Genomic DNA, 18,042 nt, shown 5'->3' on the forward strand with positions numbered 1-18,042 from the left:
CGCCCGCGAGGCCATGGAAGGGGTCGCAGGGCCAGTCCGGGGTGGCGCAAGAAGGGCCTGCGTCAGTCATCGTCCAACAGGATCCGCGCGGCATTGCCGAGGTCGTCGTCGTATTGCTGGGCCCGCACGCTCCAGACGAAAGCGAGCAGGCCCATGCCGCCGAGGACCAGCGACACGGGGATGAGGATGACGAGGACGTTCATTTCACCCACCGCATCCGCTGCGCGTTCAACAGCACGGTCAGCGACGACACCGACATGGCCAGTGCGGCGGCCAGCGGCGTGGCAAACCCGGCAAGTGCGACCGGGATCGCGATCAGGTTATAGACCGCCGCGATGGCGAAGTTCTGCCGGCTGAGCCGCCGGGTCGCCCGCGCGACGGTCAGGATCAGGGGCAGATCGGCGAAACTGTCCGCCAGCACGACGATGTCGGCCGCATTGCGCGACGCCTCCAGCGCGGTCGCGGGCGCGATGGCCGCATGGGCCATCGCCAGCGCCGCCGTGTCGTTCAGACCGTCGCCGACCATCAGCACCCGCTCGCCCCGTGCGGTCAGGCTCGCAAGGCGGGCCAGCTTGTCCGTGGGGCTGGCGCCGGCGATCACGGGCAGGTTCAACTGCCGCGCGAGGGCCTGCGCCGGACCGGTGGCGTCTCCGGTCACGATCTCGGCCGGCAGGCCGAATCCCGCGATCGCCGCCTGCACGCCGGGGCGCAGCGTCTCCGGCACCTCCAGCGCGATGGCGGGCGCGTCCCCGATCCGCAGGCACAGCCCCGGCACGTCGGCCTGCAACCACGACCCGCGCCCCAGCCGCACGACGTGGCCGTCGACCAGCCCGGCAACGCCCTGTCCCGCGACCTCTGCCACATCCGTGATGGGCACCGCCACGGCATCGGCGACTGCCGACAGCAGGGCCCGCGATAGGGGGTGGTGCGACTGTTGCGCCAGCGCCTTGGCGATGCCGCGCGCGCGGTCGTCCATCGCGTCCGGCAGCAGCAGCGTGGGGCGCGTCAGGGTGCCGGTCTTGTCGAAGACGACCGTGGTGACTTCGGCCAGTCGTTCCAATGCCGTGGCATGACGCACAAGGAACCCTGCGCCGAACAGACGGCTGACCGCGGCGATCGACACGGCAGGCACCGCCAGCCCCAGCGCACAGGGGCAGGTGATGATGAGTGTGGCGATCGCGACGTTCAGCGACACCCGCACGTCGCCGGTCGCCAGCCACCAGCCGACGAAGGCGGCCAGCGCCAGCGTATGCACCAGCGGGGCATAGATCCGCGCCGCCCGGTCGGCCAGCGCGGTATAGCTGTTGCGCGCGTTCTCGGCGGTATCGACCATCGCCGCCATGCGCCGCAGCGACGTGTCCGTCCCCGCACTGATCGCGCGCAGTTGCAGGGGGGCCGCCAGATTGACCTCTCCCGCATGGAGCATGCCGCCGGGCGTTACGGTCGCGGCCGCGCTCTCTCCCGTCAGGAACGACCGGTCGAGGAGTGCGCGCGACGACAGCAACTGCCCGTCGACGGGCACCCGCGCGCCGCTGGGCACCAGCACCACGTCGCCGATGGCCAGATCAGCGACCGGCACGGTCTGCGTCGTCTCGCCCGTCAGCCGGTCGGCGGTCTGCACCTCGAGCGCGGTCAACTCGCGCGCAGCGGACCGGGCGTGGCTGCGGGTGCGGTCGTCCATGTAACGCCCGATCAGCAGAAAGAAGGTCAGCGACAGCGCCGCGTCGAAATAGGCGTGATGCCCGCCCTGCAGCGATTCATACAGCGAGATGCCCGAGGCGAGGATCATCGCCAGCGAGATCGGCACATCCATGTTGGTGCGGCCGCGCCGCAGCGCGGACCAGGCCGACACGAAGAACGGCTGTCCCGCATAGGCCACCGTCGGCAGGGCGATCGCTGCCGAGATCATGTGGAACATGTCGCGCGTCGCCCCGTCGGCGCCGGACCAGACGGCCACCGACAGCAGCATCACGTTCATCATCGCGAAACCGGCGACCGCAAGCCGCATCAGCAGGGCCCGCCCCGTGTCGTCGCGCCGCGACGCAAGCGCCGCCAGATCGAGGGGGAAGGCGTCGTATCCCAGATCCGCCACGGCCTGCAGCACGGCCTTGGGGTCGGCGGTGCCGCCAACCGTCAACCGCTTCATCGACAGGTTGACCCTGACGTCCGTGACGCCGGCAACATGCGACAGCCCACGCTCGATCCCGGCGATGCAGGCGGCACAGCGGACACCGGGGACCGAAAATTGCAGACCCGTGGCGGCGGCTGTGTCGCGGGCAGGCACGGCCGCGCGCGCGGGACCAGCGACGGTCACGACAGCACCCTGACCACGATGCGCTGCTGGAACACGATGCCATCCGCGCTGCGGGCCCGCAGCCGCAGGTTCCAGTTCCCCGGCCCGCCATCGACGACGGCGCGCAGCGCGGTCCCGTCGAACGTGAAGGCCGGTGTCTGATCACGGGCCACGCTGGTCGCACGGCCAAAGATTGCCTCTTCGATGACGGGGGCTATGGACTGGCCGTCCTGCAGGATGCGCAGGGACAAATCGTGGCCCTGCAGCGTGGCGGCAACATCCCAGCGGAGGGACAGTTGCGCGTCGCGGTCGCCGTCGAACGTCTGGCTGGTGACATAGGAATTGTCCACCTCCAGCCCCGGAAAGGTCCGCACGGCCTGCACCGCCAGTGTCAGGTTCACGGCGATGACGATGCCGAAGGCCGTCACGAAGGCCGCCAGCACGTGCCAGCCGCGGATGATGCGCGGTACGCGGACGGTCTGCGGTGCGATCATCGGGGTCATTGGACCCTCCCGTTGAAGGTGGTGGCCGTGCTGGCACGGTCCTTGGTGTCCACATCCTCGACCCACAGGCGCAGCGGCGTGGCATGTGCGGTGGCGGCGGGCGCTCTGGCCGTGGCGGTGACGTAGATGCGCTGCAGCGTGGTCGTATCGGCGGGGATGGTGACCGTGTCGCCCTCCACCCCCTCCAGCGCCAGCGACAGTGCGTCATCGCTGGTCAGGGTCAGCCGGAACGGGCGGTCCTGCCCGGACTTGTTGCGCAGGCGCAGGTCATAGATGTTGCGGACGGCCCCGTCGGATTGCACGACATAGGTCGGGTTGCGCACCGGACTGACCGTCATCTCGAGCGGGGCGCGCACGAACAGCACATAGACCAGCCCCGCGCCGATGGCCGCCCACAGCACGGTGTAAAGGATCGTGCGGGGGCGCAGGATATGCCGCCAGACCGGGCGTGGCGGCTGGCCCGCCTGTTCGCGCGGCGCATCCGTCAGCGCCATGTAGCCGATCAGCCCCAGGGGCTGCCCCGTCCGCGCCATGACGTCGTCGCAGGCGTCGATGCACAGCGCGCAGGTGATGCATTCCATCTGCTGGCCGTCGCGGATGTCGATGCCCATTGGGCAGACGTTCACGCAGGCCATGCAGTCGATGCAGTCCCCCTTGGCCAGTGTCCCGCCGGTGGTGTCCGTGCGGTCGTGACCCTTGCCGCGCGGCTCTCCGCGCCAATCGCGATAGGCGACGGTCAGGGTGTCGGCATCCATCATCGCGGACTGGATGCGCGGCCACGGACACATATAGATGCAGACCTGTTCGCGCATGAATCCGCCGAACGTGAAGGTGGTCGCGGTCAGCACCGCGATGCTGGCATAGGCGGCCAGCGGCGCTTGCCCCACGGCGATCTGGCGCAGCAGCGTCGGCGCATCGGTGAAATAGAACACCCACGCCCCGCCGGTGGCCACGGCGATCACCAGCCACAGCGACCACTTCACCCCCCGCAGGCGCATCTTGCGCAGGCTCCACGGCGCCGCGTGCAACCGCAGGCGCGCATTGCGGTCCCCCTCGACCCATCGTTCCACAAGGATGAACAGGTCGGTCCAGACCGTCTGCGGGCACGCATAGCCGCACCAGACCCGACCCAGTGCCGCCGTGAACAGGAACAGCCCGAGGCCCGCCATGATGAGCAGCCCCGCCACGAAATAGAACTCGTGGGGCCAGATCTCGATCCACAGGAAATAGAAGCGGCGGTGCGCCATGTCGATCAGCACGGCCTGATCCGGCAAAGCCGGCCCGCGATCCCAGCGGATCCACGGCGTGACGTAGTAGATCGCCAGCGTCACGGCCATGATCCACCATTTCAGACGGCGGAATGCGCCGCTAACGCGGCGGGGAAAGATCGGCACGCGGGGGGCATAGAGGGACGTGGATGTCATGGGGGACCTGCTGGTTGCCCTGCGTTCATGGGCGCGGGCCGCGCGGCGCGCATTGATCTGGGTCAACACCGCGCCGATTGCCGGGCGGTCCGGGTCGCGGCGCCTATTCGCCGCCGCCCAGGCCGTGGACATACAGGGCGACCGCCGCCACGTCCGCATCGGTCAGCCGCTGGCCCAGGGGGGGCATGATGCCGAAGCGGGCCTGCGTGACGGTCTGCGTCAGGCTGTCGGTGTCGCCACCATAGAGCCAGATCGCGTCCGCAAGGTTCGGTGCGCCCATGTCGCGGTTGCCGAGGCCCGCGTCGCCGTGACAGGCGGCGCAATTCTCGGAAAACAGGACCGCGCCCGCCGCGTCCGGGATGGCATCGGTCGCGGACAGGCTGGCGACATGGGCCACGACGGACCCGATCTCTTCCGGGTTCAGGATGTCGCCAAAGGCGGGCATCTGCGACCACCGGGCATCCGGGTCGGTGTCGTTGCGAATGCCGTGCGCGACCGTCTGCGCGATGGCCGCCACGTCGCCGCCCCACAGCCAGTCGTCGTCCAGCAGGTTGGGATAGCCCGGTGCCCCGGCGGCGCCGGACCCATGGCACTGGCTGCAGTTGGCGCGGAACACCGCACTGCCGCGGGCCACGCCATAGCGGTGCAGCGGATCGCCGGCGGTCAGCGCGCTCAGGTCGGCGGCGACCAGGTCGGCGGTCAACGTGGCGTTCTGTGCGTCATGCGCCGCGATCTCTGCCGCGACCGCGCCGCGCGTCGAATAGCCGAAGACGCCGGTCGTCGCACCCGACAGCATGGGCCATGCCGGATACAGCACGGTATAGCCGATGGCCCATACGATGCAGGCATAGAGCGTCCACAGCCACCAGCGCGGCAGCGGGTTGTTCAGCTCTTCGATCCCGTCCCAGACATGGCCGGTGGTCTCGACCCCGGTCTCCTCGTCGACCCTGCGCTCAGTCATGCCGCACCTCGGGCATCCGCTGCGCCGGATCGAAGCCGGTTCCGAGGGTCTTGCAGGCGCAGGTGGCGCAATCGGCACCGCAAGGCCCGTCCTCGGGCTCGACCCGGAACGGGATCAGACTGGCGGCCTCTCGGGCCGCGGTCTGGCTGGGCAGGCAGGCCCAGACCCCGACGCTGGCAAAGAAGCCGAACATCGCAAGCAGGACCCAGCTGTCGGCGAGTTCGCGCAGGAAGGTGTAGGTGTCCATCAATGTCTCCTTAGCGGCTGGGGTCCGGGACGAAGGTCGAGAAATCGACCATCGTGCCCAGCACCTGAAGATACGCGATCAGCGCATCCATTTCGGACACGCCGGGCCGGCTGTCGAAGTTCGCGACGGCGGCACCGGGATAGCGGTCCAGCAGACCGTCCGTGTCGGCATCGGGATCGGCCTGCGCCCGGAAATCGACCCTGGCCGCCGCGATGGCGTCATCGGTATAGGGCACGCCGACCAGACGGTGCGTCCGCATCAGGTCGTCCACATAGGCGCCGTCGATGCCGACCTCGGCGAGAAAGGCGTATTGCGGCATCACGCTTTCGGGGACGACCGACTGCGGGTCCGATAGGTGATCGACATGCCATGCGTTGGAATAGCGGTTGCCGACACGGGCCAGATCGGGCCCGGTGCGCTTGGACCCCCACTGGAACGGGTGATCGTACATGCTTTCGGCGGCCAGCGAGTAGTGGCCGTAACGTTCCACCTCGTCACGCATGGGGCGGATCATCTGGCTATGGCAGACGTAGCAGCCTTCGCGGATGTAGATGTCGCGCCCCGTCAGTTCGAGCGGTGAATAGGGACGGACCCCCTCCACCTCCTCGATGGTGTTTTCCAGCCAGAACAGGGGCGCGATTTCCACGATGCCGCCGATGCTGACCACCAGAAGCGATGCCACCAGCAGCAGCGTCGGGCTCTTTTCCAGGATCGCGTGTTTGTCGAGAAGGGCCATGGATCGGATCCTATTCAGCCGCAAGGGCGTAGCGGGCGGGGGTGGCGGTCGTCACGGGGCGGCCCGACCGGATGGTCATCCACATGTTCCAGACCATGATCAGCGCACCCGAAAGGAACAGCACACCGCCCAGACCGCGCACCACGTACATCGGAAACTTGGCCGCGACGGTGTCGGCGAAGGCGTTGACGAGGAAGCCCTGCGCATCCACCTCGCGCCACATCAGGCCTTCCATGATGCCCGTGACCCACATCGATGCGGCGTAAAGGACGATCCCCAGCGTCGCGAGCCAGAAGTGCCAGCTGATCGCGCGGACCGAATGCATCTCGGTGCGTCCCCACAGGCGCGGGGTCATGTAGTAGAGGCAGGCGAAGGTGATCATGCCGTTCCAGCCGAGCGCCCCGGAATGGACGTGGCCGATGGTCCAGTCGGTATAGTGCGACAGGCTGTTGACCGCCCGGATCGACATCATCGGCCCTTCGAAGGTGGACATGCCGTAGAACCCCAGCGCCAGCACGAACATCCGCATGATGGGATCTGTCCGCAGCTTGTCCCAGGCGCCCTGCAGGGTCATCAGGCCGTTGATCATGCCGCCCCAGCTGGGCATCCACAGCACGATCGAGAACACCATGCCCAACGTCGTCGCCCAGTCCGGCAGCGCCGTGTAGTGCAGGTGATGCGGCCCCGCCCAGATGTAGAGAAAGATCAGCGCCCAGAAGTGGATGATCGACAGCTTGTAGCTGTAGATCGGCCGCCCCGCCTGCTTCGGCACGAAGTAGTACATCATCCCGAGGAAGCCCGCGGTCAGAAAGAAGCCGACGGCGTTGTGCCCATACCACCACTGGGTCATCGCATCCTGCACACCGGAGAAGACCTGCACCGACTTGCTGCCCCAGATGCTGACCGGAATGGACAGGTTGTTGACGACATGCAGCATCGCCACGGTCACGATGAACGCGAGGTAGAACCAGTTGGCCACGTAGATGTGCCGTTCCCGGCGGCGGAAGATCGTGCCGAGGAAGACCGCGAGGTAGGTCAGCCAGACGATCGTCAGCCAGATGTCGATGTACCACTCGGGCTCGGCGTATTCCTTGGACTGGGTCGCGCCCAGAAGATATCCCGTCGCCGCCAGCACGATGAACAGCTGATAGCCCCAGAACACGAACCACGCCGCGCCACCGCCCCACAGCCGCGCGGCGCTGGTGCGCTGCACGACATAGAAGGACGTGGCGATCAGGGCATTGCCGCCAAACGCAAAGATCACGGCACTGGTGTGCAGCGGCCGCAGGCGGCCGAAATTGGCATAGGGCTGCGCCCAGTCCAGGTTCAGCGCCGGAAACGCGAGCTGAAAGGCGATGTAGGTCCCGACGAGGAACCCCGCGATCCCCCAGAAGGCCGTCGCGATGACACCCGCGCGAATGACGCCGTCGTTGTAGTCGCCCATCGGGGCGGGTGCGGGGGCCTCTGTCTCGGTCTGGCGCAGCACGCGCCAGAACAGAAAGACTGCGACACCCATCACCAGCACCGCGTGCAGCTGATAGGCCGGGTCCCGTGCCCAGTTCGCCGCCAGTGCGGTGAAGAGGATCGTCAGCCCCAACCCGATCAGTTTCAGATAGTTCATGCGCCCTGTTCCCTGTCGTAACCCTGTCCGCGCGCACGCGGTCGGGTGGCTGATAGGGACAGGGATTAGCGGCCGGTCGCCGCCATGACCTTGATCTGGATCAAAAGTCGCCCGGCGGGGCGACGGTCACCTGCCGCGTCCGGGCGGGGCGATCGCCGGGCGCCGCCTGTCGTCAGGACCAGACGCCACCGTCCGCATCGTCGCCCGTCGCCTGCTGCAGACGGGACAGGTCGCGGACCGTGACCTGACGCCGGTCGACCTGATCGATGATCCCGTCCCGCTTCAGCACGCTGAACTGACGGCTGACGGTTTCCAGCGTCAGCCCAAGGTAATTCGCGATCTGGTCGCGCGTCATCGGCACGTCCAGCAGGGCGCTGGCCGTCGGCGCCGCGTCACCGGTCGCCGCCAGATGCGACCGGCGCGCCAGCATGTCGAGGAACGTCGCGATCTTCTCGCGCGCGGTCTTGCGCCCCAGCAGCAGCATCCAGTCGCGCGCGGCATCCAGCTCGTCCAGCGCGAGTTCCATCAGACGCTGGGCGACGTGGGGCGTGTCCTCGATCAGCGCCTCGAAGGGTTTGCGGGCAAAGCAGCACAGCACCACGTCCGTCGTGGCCGTCACGTCAAAATCGATGGTGTCGCGACCCGGTCGCCCGATGAAGTCCGACGGCAGCAGAAGACCCACCATCTGTGTGCGCCCGTCCTCCAGCGTCTTGCTCAGCGATGCGACGCCGCTGACGACCGAGGCGACGAAGGCCAGAGGTTCGCCCCGCCACAGGATCGCGTCACCGGCTGCGAACGTGCGATAGCTCTTGATGGTTTCGAGTTGCGCCATCTCTTCGGCGTCGCAGCGGGCGCAGACCGCCCGGTGCCGGATTGGGCATGCGCTGCAGGCCGCATCGAAGAGGGGAGGGTTCATCATGGATTTGATCTATATCAAAGCGCACCGGTTGTCCCGCAGTCAAAGACGCGTCCATGGACACCGCCGACATCCTGCAACGCCACGGTCTGTTCGACGCGCAGGTGCCGCGTTACACCAGCTATCCGCCAGCCAACCATTTCGTCGCGGGTGCCGGGCAACGGCATCAGGCGGACTGGCTGCGGGCGGTCCCACCGGGCACGGCGCTGTCGGTCTACGTGCACGTGCCGTTTTGCCGACGCCTGTGCCTGTTCTGTGCCTGCCGCACGCAAGGCACGTCCACCATGCGCCCGCTGAACGACTACGTGACGCATCTGACGCAGGAAATCGCCGCCGTCCGCCGCCACCTGCCCGACGACGTCCGCATGGGGCGGCTGCATCTGGGCGGCGGCACGCCGACGATTCTGCCGGTGCGGCTGATGACGCGTCTGCTGGATGCCCTGGACGACGCCTTTGCAACCACCGACGATGCCGAATTCTCGGTCGAGATCGACCCCACCGACGCGGCACCGGAATTGCTCCACATGCTGGCCGCGCGCGGGCTGACCCGCGCCAGCATCGGCGTGCAGGATTTCGCGCCGCAGGTGCAGGCGGCGATCGGTCGGCCGCAATCGCTGGGCCAGACGCAGGAGGTGATCGACACGTTGCGCAGCGCCGGTGTCGCCGGGCTGAACATCGACCTGCTTTATGGGCTGCCGCATCAGACCGCTGACAGTTTCCGTGACACGCTGGCCCACGTGCGGGACATGGCGCCGGACCGGCTGGCGATCTACGGCTATGCCCATGTGCCCTGGATGTCCAAACGTCAGGTCTTGATCCCGACTGCGGCACTTCCCGATGCCGCAGCGCGATGGGCACTGGCGCAGCAGGCCCACCGGACGATGACGCAGGCGGGCTATGCCGCCATCGGCATCGACCATTTCGCGCGCCCCGGCGACGGGTTGGCGCTGGCAGATGCGGCCGGCACCCTGCGGCGCAACTTTCAGGGCTATACCGATGATCCCTGTCCGACGCTGATCGGCTTTGGCGCGTCCGCGATCTCTCGGTTAGGTCAGGGCTACGTGCAGAATGCCGTCGCGACATCGGCCTGGACAGCCCGCACGCGCCCCGGCGGGCTGACCGGGCATCGCGGCTATGAACTGACCGGAGACGATGCGGTCATCGCGGCGATGATCGCCGATCTGATGTGCCGCTTCCGCCTCGATCTGGTCGGGCTGCGGGCGGCCCATTCCGATCACCACGCCTTGATCGCACGAACGGCCCGGATGCTGCTGAGTGACTTTCCGGATGTCTTCGGCGCAAGCGACGACGGGATATACATGCACGCGGCGACACGACCGCTGGTCAGGATCGTGGCGCACCGCATCGATGCCCTGCGCAGCCCCGCGACCAGCTACTCCTCTGCCATCTGAAAGCCCGCTGGTCGTCGCGGCGGCAGCCGGGGCAAGTTCACCGTCCGTTCATTCCTTGCAGATAGTCGTGATGGCGCCGCGGCCCGCATGGGCGGTCGGGGTCATTGAGCGGGATTGAAAGGGCCGGATGTGCAGATCTGCGTTGTCGACGATGAACCGATCGCCCTCACCATCGTCAGGACGGTGCTGTCGCGCGACCTCGCTCACGACGTCGCCTGCTTTTCCGATCCGATCGCGGCCCTTGACCATTGTGCCGTGAGCCCGTGCGACCTCGTGCTCATCGACTACCGCATGGGCAGCCTGAACGGGATCGACATGGTGATCCGGTTGCGGTCCATGCCGGCCTATGCCCACGTGCCGGTGGTGATGCTCACGGCAGACGGAGACAGGGCCGTCCGCATCGCCGCAATCGAAGCGGGCGTGACGGATTTTCTCAACAAACCCTTCGATCCGGACGAGTTGCGGATCCGGGTGCGCAACCTGCTGTCGTTGCGGCAGGCGCAACTGGCGTTGACCGACCGGGCGCGCACCCTGGACGCCGCCGTAAAGGACGCTGTGGCCAAACTCGCCGATCGGGAAGAGGAGCTGATCTGGCGTCTGTCCCGCGCGATCGAAACGCGCGACGGATCGACCGGTCAGCACATCTCGCGCGTCGCTGCGGTGGCGGCGATCATCGCACGCAACCACGGGATGCCGCAGGATTATTGTCGCACCCTCTATCTGGCGACGCCGCTGCACGACACCGGCAAGATCGGGATCAGCGACGCCATCCTCAACAAGGCGGGTCGACTGACCGAGGCGGAGATGGCGCGCATCCGGCGACACACGGACATCGGCGCCAGCATACTGGAGGAGGGCGAAAGCGACCTGATCCGGATGGCCCATGAAATCGCCCTGTTCCATCATGAAAAATGGGACGGGACGGGGTATGGCACCGGATTGGCGGGCAATGCCATTCCGCTGTCGGGGCGCATCGTGGCCGTGGCCGACGTCTTCGATGCCCTGTGTTCGCCACGGGTCTACAAGGCCGCATGGCCGTTCGACACGGCTCTCGCAGAGATCCGGCGACAGAACGGCTACCACTTCGATCCCGCCTGCGTGGCGGCGTTCGAGGCCGGTCTGACCGAAATCCGCAGCATCTATGCGGCGCAATCCGACAATCCCCTCCCGCAACTCGCATCCTAGGATCGTTCACCATGATGTCTCGCATCCTTCTGGCCGTCTTTCTCTGTCTGCCGAGCATTCCCGCAACGGCGGCAGACCTGCCTTCGCCCACCGGTCCCGTGGTCCTGACCGTCACCGGACAGATCGCGCACACCAATGCAGACGGCACCGCACAGTTCGATCAGGCGATGCTGGATGCCCTGCCCCAACGCACCACCACCGCGGTGACACCCTGGCTGGAAGGGTCCCATTCCTTCAGCGGTCCGCTCGGCTCTGCCCTGCTCGACGCGGTCGGTGCCGATGGCGCACGTCTGCGGGTCGTGGCCCTGAACGATTATGCGGCGGACGTGCCGGCGCAGGATCTGCGTGACTTCGACGTCATCTTCGCGACCGCGATCGACGGTCAGGCGCTGACCGTCCGCGACAAGGGGCCCTTGTTCCTGATCTATCCGTTCGACGAACGGCCCGAGTTGTTCAACGAAGTCTATTTCGGCCGCTCGGTCTGGCAGATCGTCCGGATCGATGTCCTGGAATAGCGCGTCCGTCGCACCGGACCCCGACCAGCGGTCGCACCGGGTGGCCCTCGCCACCCAGGTGCTGATCGGCCTCGTCGTGGTGTTGATCGCGATGACCGCATACCTGTTCTTTGCCCTGCGCGACCGCCAGCAGATGATGCAGGAAAGCGTGCGCGAGGATGCGATGTGGGCAGTCTTCCAGACCCACCGCGAATCGTCGCGCCTGGTGGAATCGCTTCTGCTTGCGCAAACCGATCCCACCACGACGGCCCGCGACCGGGTCAGCCTGAACTTCGACCTGGTGTTCAGCCGCATGAGATTGCTGGAAACGGGTCTTCTGACCTCCAGCTTTACCGGCGCCACCGACCTGCAGGCCGCGGCGACGGCACTGCGCGCCCGCATCCTCGCGATGGCGCAGACGATCGATGCGATCAAGGCTGACGGGATCGGTTTTGCCGCCGCGGTGCCTGACCTGATCACCGATGCGCGGCAGATCCAGTCCGACGGCAATGCCCTGGTCAACGCGACCAACGAACGGCTGAGTGCGGCGCGCGCCGCAGACCGTGCGCGCAAGATTGCGACATACGGCACCCTTGCGGCCGTCGTCGCCATCACCGGCACCGTGTTCGTCGGGATCATGATCCTTCAGTTCATCCAGCTGCGCATCATCCGCCTGACCGGCCGGCAATTGCACGACCTGTCCCGGCGCAACGCCCAAAGCGCCGCCGAGGCCGAGGCCGCGAGTGCCGCCAAGACGCTGTTCCTCGCCTCCATGAGTCACGAGATGCGGACGCCGCTCACGGGGATCATCGGTGCTGCGGATCTGCTGTCCGGCACCGGTCTGAGCGGCACGCAGGCCCGCCATGCGCTGACGATCCGTCGGTCCGGGCATATTCTTCTCGACGTCATCAACGACATCCTCGATTTCTCGAGCCTCGATGCGACGGGCGTCAGCTACACCACCGGGCCCGTGGTTTTGCCCGATCTCGCAGAGGTGTTGCAGGACGTGTTCCGGCAAAGGATCGCCGATGCCGGACTGACGTTCGATCTGGCATTTCCGCCGCTTGTCGTCACCACCGACGACGTGCGGCTGCGTCAGGTCCTGCTCAACCTCATCGGCAACGCCATCAAGTTCACGCCGGACGGGTCGGTCCGCGTCACCGCAGAGCTTGTCGATGCAACGACCTTGCGGATCGCGGTCACCGATAGCGGAATCGGCATCGCGGCCGATCTGCAGTCACGCCTGTTTCAAGATTTCAGCCGGATCGAAACCAGTGCGCGCAAGTTCGCCGGCACCGGGCTCGGCCTCGCCATTTCGCGGCGAATCGTGACGGGGATGGGGGGTCGGATCGGTGTGGACAGCACGCCGAGCCGCGGCAGCACGTTCTGGCTGGAACTGCCGGTCACCGTCGCAGGCCCCGCGCCCGCGCAGTCCGAACCGCCCTTACAGCGATATCGCACCGGTATGCGATGCGTCGGATCGGTCCTGCTGGTCGAGGACAACGACATCAATCGCGAGATCGCAGAGGCGCTGCTTGCAGGCTTTGGCGTGCATGTCGCGACGGCCCACGACGGACAGCAGGCGCTGGACACGCTCGGTCCCGCTGCATTCGACCTTATCATCATGGACATGCAGATGCCGGTCATGGACGGCATCGCGGCGACGCGGGCCCTGCGCCAGCGTGGCTGCAGGACCCCTATCGTGGGCCTGACGGCGAATGCCTTCGCGGACGACCGGCAGCGGTGCCTCGACGCCGGGATGGATGGTTTCGTGTCCAAACCGATCACCCGCGACAAGATTGCCGAAATCCTGTCGGCGTGGCTGACAGTGACGTCGCCCGGCAAGCAAGAGGACGCCGCCGCACCGCAGACACCGGCGCCGCCGCTCATCGATCCCGATCAGCGCACCGCCATGATCGGCTGTCTCGGTCCGCAGACCTACACCGCGATGCTGGCACAACTGCGCGACGATGCAGCGCGGCTGGAAACCATGGGCGACGATGCGGGGTCCGCTCTGCACGCCGGCGTCTGGGACGACCGGCTTCATGCGTTGAAAGGTTCGGCGGCGACGCTGGGCCTCACGGGCGTCAGCCGACGGGCCCAGGACCTGCGCGATCCGGACGGACCCCGAACCTCTGCAATCATCGGCGCCCTTCTGGCCTTGATCGACGCGAGCATCGTGGAAGCGCGCGTAGATCCAACAGACGCGGTCGCGGCATGATGCACCGTGCCGCGCGCCCTGCGTCGTCGCCTGCCGCCGGATGGCACCGGTCTGTCGGCCGGCCTTACCGACAACCGCGTGACCACCTGCATGCCCCAATGCGTGCGCAACCACGTGGCGTCGGCGCCCTCGGCACCGATTTGGAACGGATAGGCCCACGCGTTTCGTCCACCGGCCCGCCGCGTCAGCTGCGCAACTCCGACCATGGCTTACGGATGCCGGACAACCCGGCCTCGCAGGATGCGAACGGGTCCGCCCCGCTGGACTACACGCGGCATCGAACAGGCTGCTATCAGGACACCTGACGCGACCCGATCCCCGCGTTCTCCAGCCCATCGCGGTCGGGCAGGTCCTGCAGGCTCTCCAGTCCAAAGGCGGTCAGGAATGCGTCTGTCGTGACGTAAGTATGGGGCGCCCCGCGGCGCGGGCTGCGCGGGCCTGTGGCGATCAGGCCGCGGGCGTGCAGGCGTCCGATCAGGTCGCGGCTGATGTCCTTGCCGAAGATTTCCTTGAGGCCATCGCGGGTCAGTGGCTGGTGATAGGCGATGGCCGCCAGCACGGCGATATCGAAATCGCTCAGGTCGAAGACCTGATCGGCGACATTGGCCGCCGCGCGGATCGCAGGGGCGAACAAGGGCCGCGAGCGCAGCATCCAGCCGCCTGCAACCTGTGCGATTTCGAACGCGCGCCCGTCCAGATCGACGGCCAGATCGGCTATCAGCAGATCGATGGAGGCCCCCTGCCCCACCACGCGGGCCAGATCGTCGCGCGGGACCGGCGTGGCGCTGGCGAACAACACCGCCTCGATCCGCAGCATCCACGTCCGCCAGCGCAGCGCGGGCGGCAGATCGGTCAACTCGCGGTCGAGGTCCATGTCAGAGGCCGTACAGGCGGAAGCTGTCCCGCCCGGTCAGTTCACGCACCGCGCCGAGGCTGACGAGCCGGTCGCACAGGCGGCGCGCGGCGCGGTCCGACATGAACCCCGTCAGCGCGCCCGGTGCCACGGCGTCGCGCGTTAGGAACAGCGCCACCGCCTGCCCCGCCGCCTTGGCGCGCAGGCGTGGCAGCGCGGCCTGCAACAGTTGCGCTTGCCGCGCCAGATCCGCAGCGTGCCGCAGCACCTGCGGCACGGCACGGGTCACCGCAAGATGACAGGCCATCTGCAGATCCGCACCCTGCGTTTGCAATGCCGCGCGCGTCAGACCCAGCGTCAGCAGCGGCACCAGATGCGTCCACCCCAGCGCGCGCGACAGGGCCGCGTCGGCCAGTATAAGGGCATCGGTCCGTCCTCGGGGGTCGTGCGCCAACGCCGCGTCCAGCAGCGCGGCGGCATGGGGAATAGGGGCCTTGCGGGCGGTAGCCATCGCCTGCGCGATCAGGGCCGCATCGCCACGCGGCAGGACACCGGCCAGCACCTGCGCGGACAGGGGTCGCGCCGCAACGCGGTGCCAGACCGTCGCCACCTCTCCCGCAGGGCCGGGCAGGTCGCCGGGACGCAGCAAATGCAGCGCGTCACGCAAGGCGGGTAATCGCTCGGGTCGGCCCATATGCGCTTTGCAGAGTTCTGCCGCCACAAGCGCAAGGCGGGCGCGCAGCACGGGTAAAGGCACTGCGGGCATGGTCAGGACGTGATCAAGGTGCGCGAGAGCCCCCCCCGACATGAACGCAGCATCGGCGAGCGTGTCCTCCCGCTTGCCACGCAACCAGGGCGGGATGCACGGCGGATCGAAAGCTTCGGAAACGGGCATCGTCACGGGTGCAGTCATAGAAACGCGATAGCATTGCTCGGCGCTTTTTACCAGCCGTGCACATCAAAAGCGCCGCAGCTTTAGCGTGAGTCATATGTCCGATAATCTTGCATTATCGGACATTAATGGATTACACCTCCCCACATGACCAAAACTCCCGATCTGCCCCCATCCGACGACCCAACCGACCCTCACACCGCCCTGCCCGGGCATATCGCGGGCTCCGCCCCGCTCGACCGTCTGGTGGACACTGCCCGCGCCTATTCGGCGGATGCGCTGTCGGACAACACGCGCGCCGCCTATGCGGCGGACTGGGCCGCCTTCGCACGCTGGTGCCGGATGCGGGGGGCGTCGCCCTTGCCGCCGTCACCGCAATTGGTGGGCCTCTACATCGCCGACCTCGCGGCACCGCAGGGTCGCGCCCCTGCCCTCTCCCCCGCCTCCATCGCGCGGCGGTTGTCGGGGCTGAGCTGGCATTACGCGCAGCGCGGACAGCCGCTGGACCGCAAGGACCGCCACATCGCCGCCGTCCTCGCGGGCATCCGTCGCCGTCATGCCCGCCCGCCGGTGCAGAAGGAGGCGATCCTGCCGGAAGACCTGATCGCCATGCTGGCCACACTGCCGCACGACCTGCGCGGCTTGCGCGACAGGGCGCTGCTGCTGATCGGCTTCGCCGGTGGCCTGCGCCGGTCAGAGATCACGGGCCTCGACCATGGCCGCGACGACACGCCGGACAGTCGCGGCTGGGTGCAGGTGCTGGACGGCGGGTTGATCGTCACCCTGCAGGGCAAGACCGGCTGGCGCGAGGTCGAGATCGGGCGCGGCAGCGTCGACACCACCTGCCCTGTCCACGCGCTGCAACGATGGCTGAATTTCGCGCGCATCGACTTCGGCCCGCTGTTCGTCGCCACCACCCGCGACGGGACACGCGCCACCGACCGGCGGTTGTCGGACAAGCATGTCGCCCGCCTGATCAAGACCTGCGTCAGGCACGCCGGCCTGCGGTCGGATCTGTCCGAGGCGGCACGCGTCGGCCTCTATTCCGGCCACTCGCTGCGGGCGGGCCTGGCCAGCAGCGCCGCGGTGGACGAGGCGCAACTGCAAAAGCACCTTGGCCACGCGAGTGCCGAGATGACGCGCCGCTATCAACGCCGCCGCGACAGGTTCCGCGTGAACCTGACCAAGGCGGCGGGGCTGTAGGGCGGCATCGGATCGCACCGGGCCCGCCGTGTGCCCGGTGCGATCGCCGTCAGTGACCTGCGTGGGGGTCCGCTGCGCCGTCTTCGGTACTGCCGTGATCCATCGCGCCATGGTCCATCGGGGCGGCATCGTCGGCGGTGCGCGCCTCGACCGCGAATTCGACCTCGACGTCGCCGGCCTGCTCGAACGTCAGCGTCGCGGGAAACCGCGTGCCATCGACCAGCGGCGCATCGAGGCCCATGAACATCACGTGATAGCCGCCGGGGGCGAAGGTCACCGTTTCGCCGGGCGCGATCTCCAGCACCGGCACCGGCTCCATCACGGCGACACCGTCGCGCATCAGGGACTGGTGCACCTCGACCCGGGGAAAGTCGGCGGTGACGGCGACCAGACGGTCCGGCGTGTCGCCGCCGTTTGTGATGGTCATGTAGCCGCCGCCCGCGCGGGTCATCGGTGCCGTCTCGAAAGCATAGGGATGCGCGATGGACATCTCGCCCACGGTATAGTCGTGGGCCTGCGCGAAAGATGCGGTCAGGGTGAGGAGCGTCGCAGTCGTCAGGGTTTTCAGCATGTCGGAGTGTTCCATGAAACAAGGGTCAACCCTGCGGCCCCGGGGGCTGCGCAAGGTGTGAAAGGATGCGATCGGTACGTCTCAGACGCCGGCGGGCGGTGCCCTGACTGGCGGCCCGGGGGGTGCACGGGTCACGACCACCGCCGGCACATCGCGTGGCGCGACGACGGGGCGCAGCAGCACCCACCAGGGTCCGGCGACCATCGCACCGGGCGCAACGGCGGCCACGGTGGTCAGGCAGGACGCGACGCAGTCCGCGTGGTGTCCCGCCGTGCCGTCGCCATCGGCGCACAGATCGGCCACGGTGCCACCAAGCGCCAAAAGCGGCGCCATCAGCATCTCGGCCCGGATCATGTCGCCCGCCGCCTGCGCGCGCTGCACACCGCCGGTTGCGACCGACAGGGCCGCCAACAGGGCGAACAGCAACGACAGGCGTGAATGGCGCGATGCGGTCAACATGCGCTGCATCTAACGGCATCCGGTCCCGCGCGAAAGGTGACAATCCGCGCA

The 18,042-nt window shown here is 67.7% G+C and carries 18 protein-coding genes; 5 read left to right on the forward strand and 13 right to left on the reverse strand.

The window, feature by feature from the left end; translation table 11 throughout:
- Window positions 1-62: 62 nt before the first annotated feature.
- The 9 genes from ccoS to fnrL form a co-directional block, all read right to left on the reverse strand.
- Window positions 63-203, reverse strand: coding sequence for a cbb3-type cytochrome oxidase assembly protein CcoS (ccoS, locus tag BMX16_RS13365; RefSeq protein ID WP_089904546.1), 141 nt, complete (start codon window positions 201-203; stop codon window positions 63-65).
- The gene (locus BMX16_RS13370) at window positions 200-2,314 is read right to left on the reverse strand and encodes a heavy metal translocating P-type ATPase (protein ID WP_089904549.1); all 2,115 of its coding nucleotides are present in this window, start codon (window positions 2,312-2,314) and stop codon (window positions 200-202) included. Before BMX16_RS13370 ends, ccoS begins: the two co-directional genes overlap by 4 nt.
- Window positions 2,311-2,796 carry a FixH family protein gene (locus tag BMX16_RS13375; RefSeq protein WP_245731557.1) on the reverse strand — a complete coding sequence of 162 codons (486 nt, stop codon included), beginning with the start codon at window positions 2,794-2,796 and terminating at the stop codon, window positions 2,311-2,313. Before BMX16_RS13375 ends, BMX16_RS13370 begins: the two co-directional genes overlap by 4 nt.
- Entirely contained in the window at window positions 2,793-4,220 is a 1,428-nt protein-coding gene (ccoG, locus tag BMX16_RS13380) for a cytochrome c oxidase accessory protein CcoG (protein WP_089904552.1), read from the reverse strand. Before ccoG ends, BMX16_RS13375 begins: the two co-directional genes overlap by 4 nt.
- A gap of 103 nt (window positions 4,221-4,323) precedes the next feature.
- The gene (gene ccoP, locus BMX16_RS13385; RefSeq protein WP_089904555.1) at window positions 4,324-5,181 is read right to left on the reverse strand and encodes a cytochrome-c oxidase, cbb3-type subunit III; all 858 of its coding nucleotides are present in this window, start codon (window positions 5,179-5,181) and stop codon (window positions 4,324-4,326) included.
- Complete coding sequence (locus tag BMX16_RS13390; protein ID WP_089904558.1) at window positions 5,174-5,428, reverse strand: cbb3-type cytochrome c oxidase subunit 3; 255 nt, start codon at window positions 5,426-5,428, stop codon at window positions 5,174-5,176. Before BMX16_RS13390 ends, ccoP begins: the two co-directional genes overlap by 8 nt.
- A 10-nt stretch (window positions 5,429-5,438) precedes the next feature.
- Window positions 5,439-6,164, reverse strand: coding sequence for a cytochrome-c oxidase, cbb3-type subunit II (ccoO, locus tag BMX16_RS13395; RefSeq protein WP_089904561.1), 726 nt, complete (start codon window positions 6,162-6,164; stop codon window positions 5,439-5,441).
- A 10-nt stretch (window positions 6,165-6,174) separates the two neighbouring features.
- Window positions 6,175-7,785, reverse strand: coding sequence for a cytochrome-c oxidase, cbb3-type subunit I (gene ccoN, locus BMX16_RS13400; protein ID WP_089904566.1), 1,611 nt, complete (start codon window positions 7,783-7,785; stop codon window positions 6,175-6,177).
- Between the two features lie 172 nt (window positions 7,786-7,957).
- Window positions 7,958-8,701: a transcriptional regulator FnrL gene (gene fnrL / locus BMX16_RS13405; RefSeq protein ID WP_089904647.1), complete on the reverse strand. Its 744-nt coding sequence runs from the start codon at window positions 8,699-8,701 to the stop codon at window positions 7,958-7,960.
- Between the two features lie 56 nt (window positions 8,702-8,757).
- Here fnrL and hemN point away from each other — a divergent pair, with 56 nt between their 5' ends.
- The 4 genes from hemN (at window position 8,758) to BMX16_RS13425 (ending at window position 14,013) form a co-directional block, all read left to right on the forward strand.
- Window positions 8,758-10,113, forward strand: a complete 1,356-nt coding sequence (gene hemN, locus BMX16_RS13410; protein ID WP_089904570.1) for an oxygen-independent coproporphyrinogen III oxidase — start codon at window positions 8,758-8,760, stop codon at window positions 10,111-10,113.
- 129 nt (window positions 10,114-10,242) lie between these two features.
- Complete coding sequence (locus BMX16_RS13415) at window positions 10,243-11,298, forward strand: HD domain-containing phosphohydrolase (protein ID WP_089904573.1); 1,056 nt, start codon at window positions 10,243-10,245, stop codon at window positions 11,296-11,298.
- Between the two features lie 11 nt (window positions 11,299-11,309).
- Window positions 11,310-11,813 carry a putative pterin-binding protein gene (locus BMX16_RS13420; protein WP_089904576.1) on the forward strand — a complete coding sequence of 168 codons (504 nt, stop codon included), beginning with the start codon at window positions 11,310-11,312 and terminating at the stop codon, window positions 11,811-11,813.
- A gap of 40 nt (window positions 11,814-11,853) precedes the next feature.
- Complete coding sequence (locus BMX16_RS13425) at window positions 11,854-14,013, forward strand: hybrid sensor histidine kinase/response regulator (protein WP_177174673.1); 2,160 nt, start codon at window positions 11,854-11,856, stop codon at window positions 14,011-14,013.
- 292 nt (window positions 14,014-14,305) lie between these two features.
- On the opposite strand, the gene scpB is transcribed toward BMX16_RS13425, so the two are convergent.
- Together scpB and BMX16_RS13435 are read right to left on the reverse strand one after the other, a co-directional pair.
- Window positions 14,306-14,887 (reverse strand): SMC-Scp complex subunit ScpB, encoded by a 582-nt coding sequence (gene scpB / locus BMX16_RS13430; protein ID WP_089904584.1) that lies wholly within the window; start codon window positions 14,885-14,887, stop codon window positions 14,306-14,308.
- 1 nt (window position 14,888) lies between these two features.
- Window positions 14,889-15,779, reverse strand: coding sequence for a DUF1403 family protein (locus BMX16_RS13435; protein WP_089904587.1), 891 nt, complete (start codon window positions 15,777-15,779; stop codon window positions 14,889-14,891).
- A gap of 126 nt (window positions 15,780-15,905) precedes the next feature.
- Between BMX16_RS13435 and BMX16_RS13440 the strand changes: the two genes are divergently transcribed.
- On the forward strand, window positions 15,906-16,961 hold the full coding sequence (locus tag BMX16_RS13440; protein ID WP_089904590.1) for a tyrosine-type recombinase/integrase: 1,056 nt from the start codon (window positions 15,906-15,908) through the stop codon (window positions 16,959-16,961).
- Between the two features lie 49 nt (window positions 16,962-17,010).
- On the opposite strand, the gene BMX16_RS13445 is transcribed toward BMX16_RS13440, so the two are convergent.
- Both BMX16_RS13445 and BMX16_RS13450 read right to left on the reverse strand, forming a co-directional pair.
- On the reverse strand, window positions 17,011-17,532 hold the full coding sequence (locus tag BMX16_RS13445) for a copper chaperone PCu(A)C (protein WP_089904649.1): 522 nt from the start codon (window positions 17,530-17,532) through the stop codon (window positions 17,011-17,013).
- Window positions 17,533-17,613: 81 nt separating this feature from the next.
- Window positions 17,614-18,000 carry a hypothetical protein gene (locus tag BMX16_RS13450; RefSeq protein ID WP_089904593.1) on the reverse strand — a complete coding sequence of 129 codons (387 nt, stop codon included), beginning with the start codon at window positions 17,998-18,000 and terminating at the stop codon, window positions 17,614-17,616.
- Between the last annotated feature and the right edge of the window lie 42 nt (window positions 18,001-18,042).

Origin of the sequence: Loktanella fryxellensis (assembly GCF_900110065.1) — a bacterium.
Lineage (GTDB): Bacteria > Pseudomonadota > Alphaproteobacteria > Rhodobacterales > Rhodobacteraceae > Loktanella > Loktanella fryxellensis.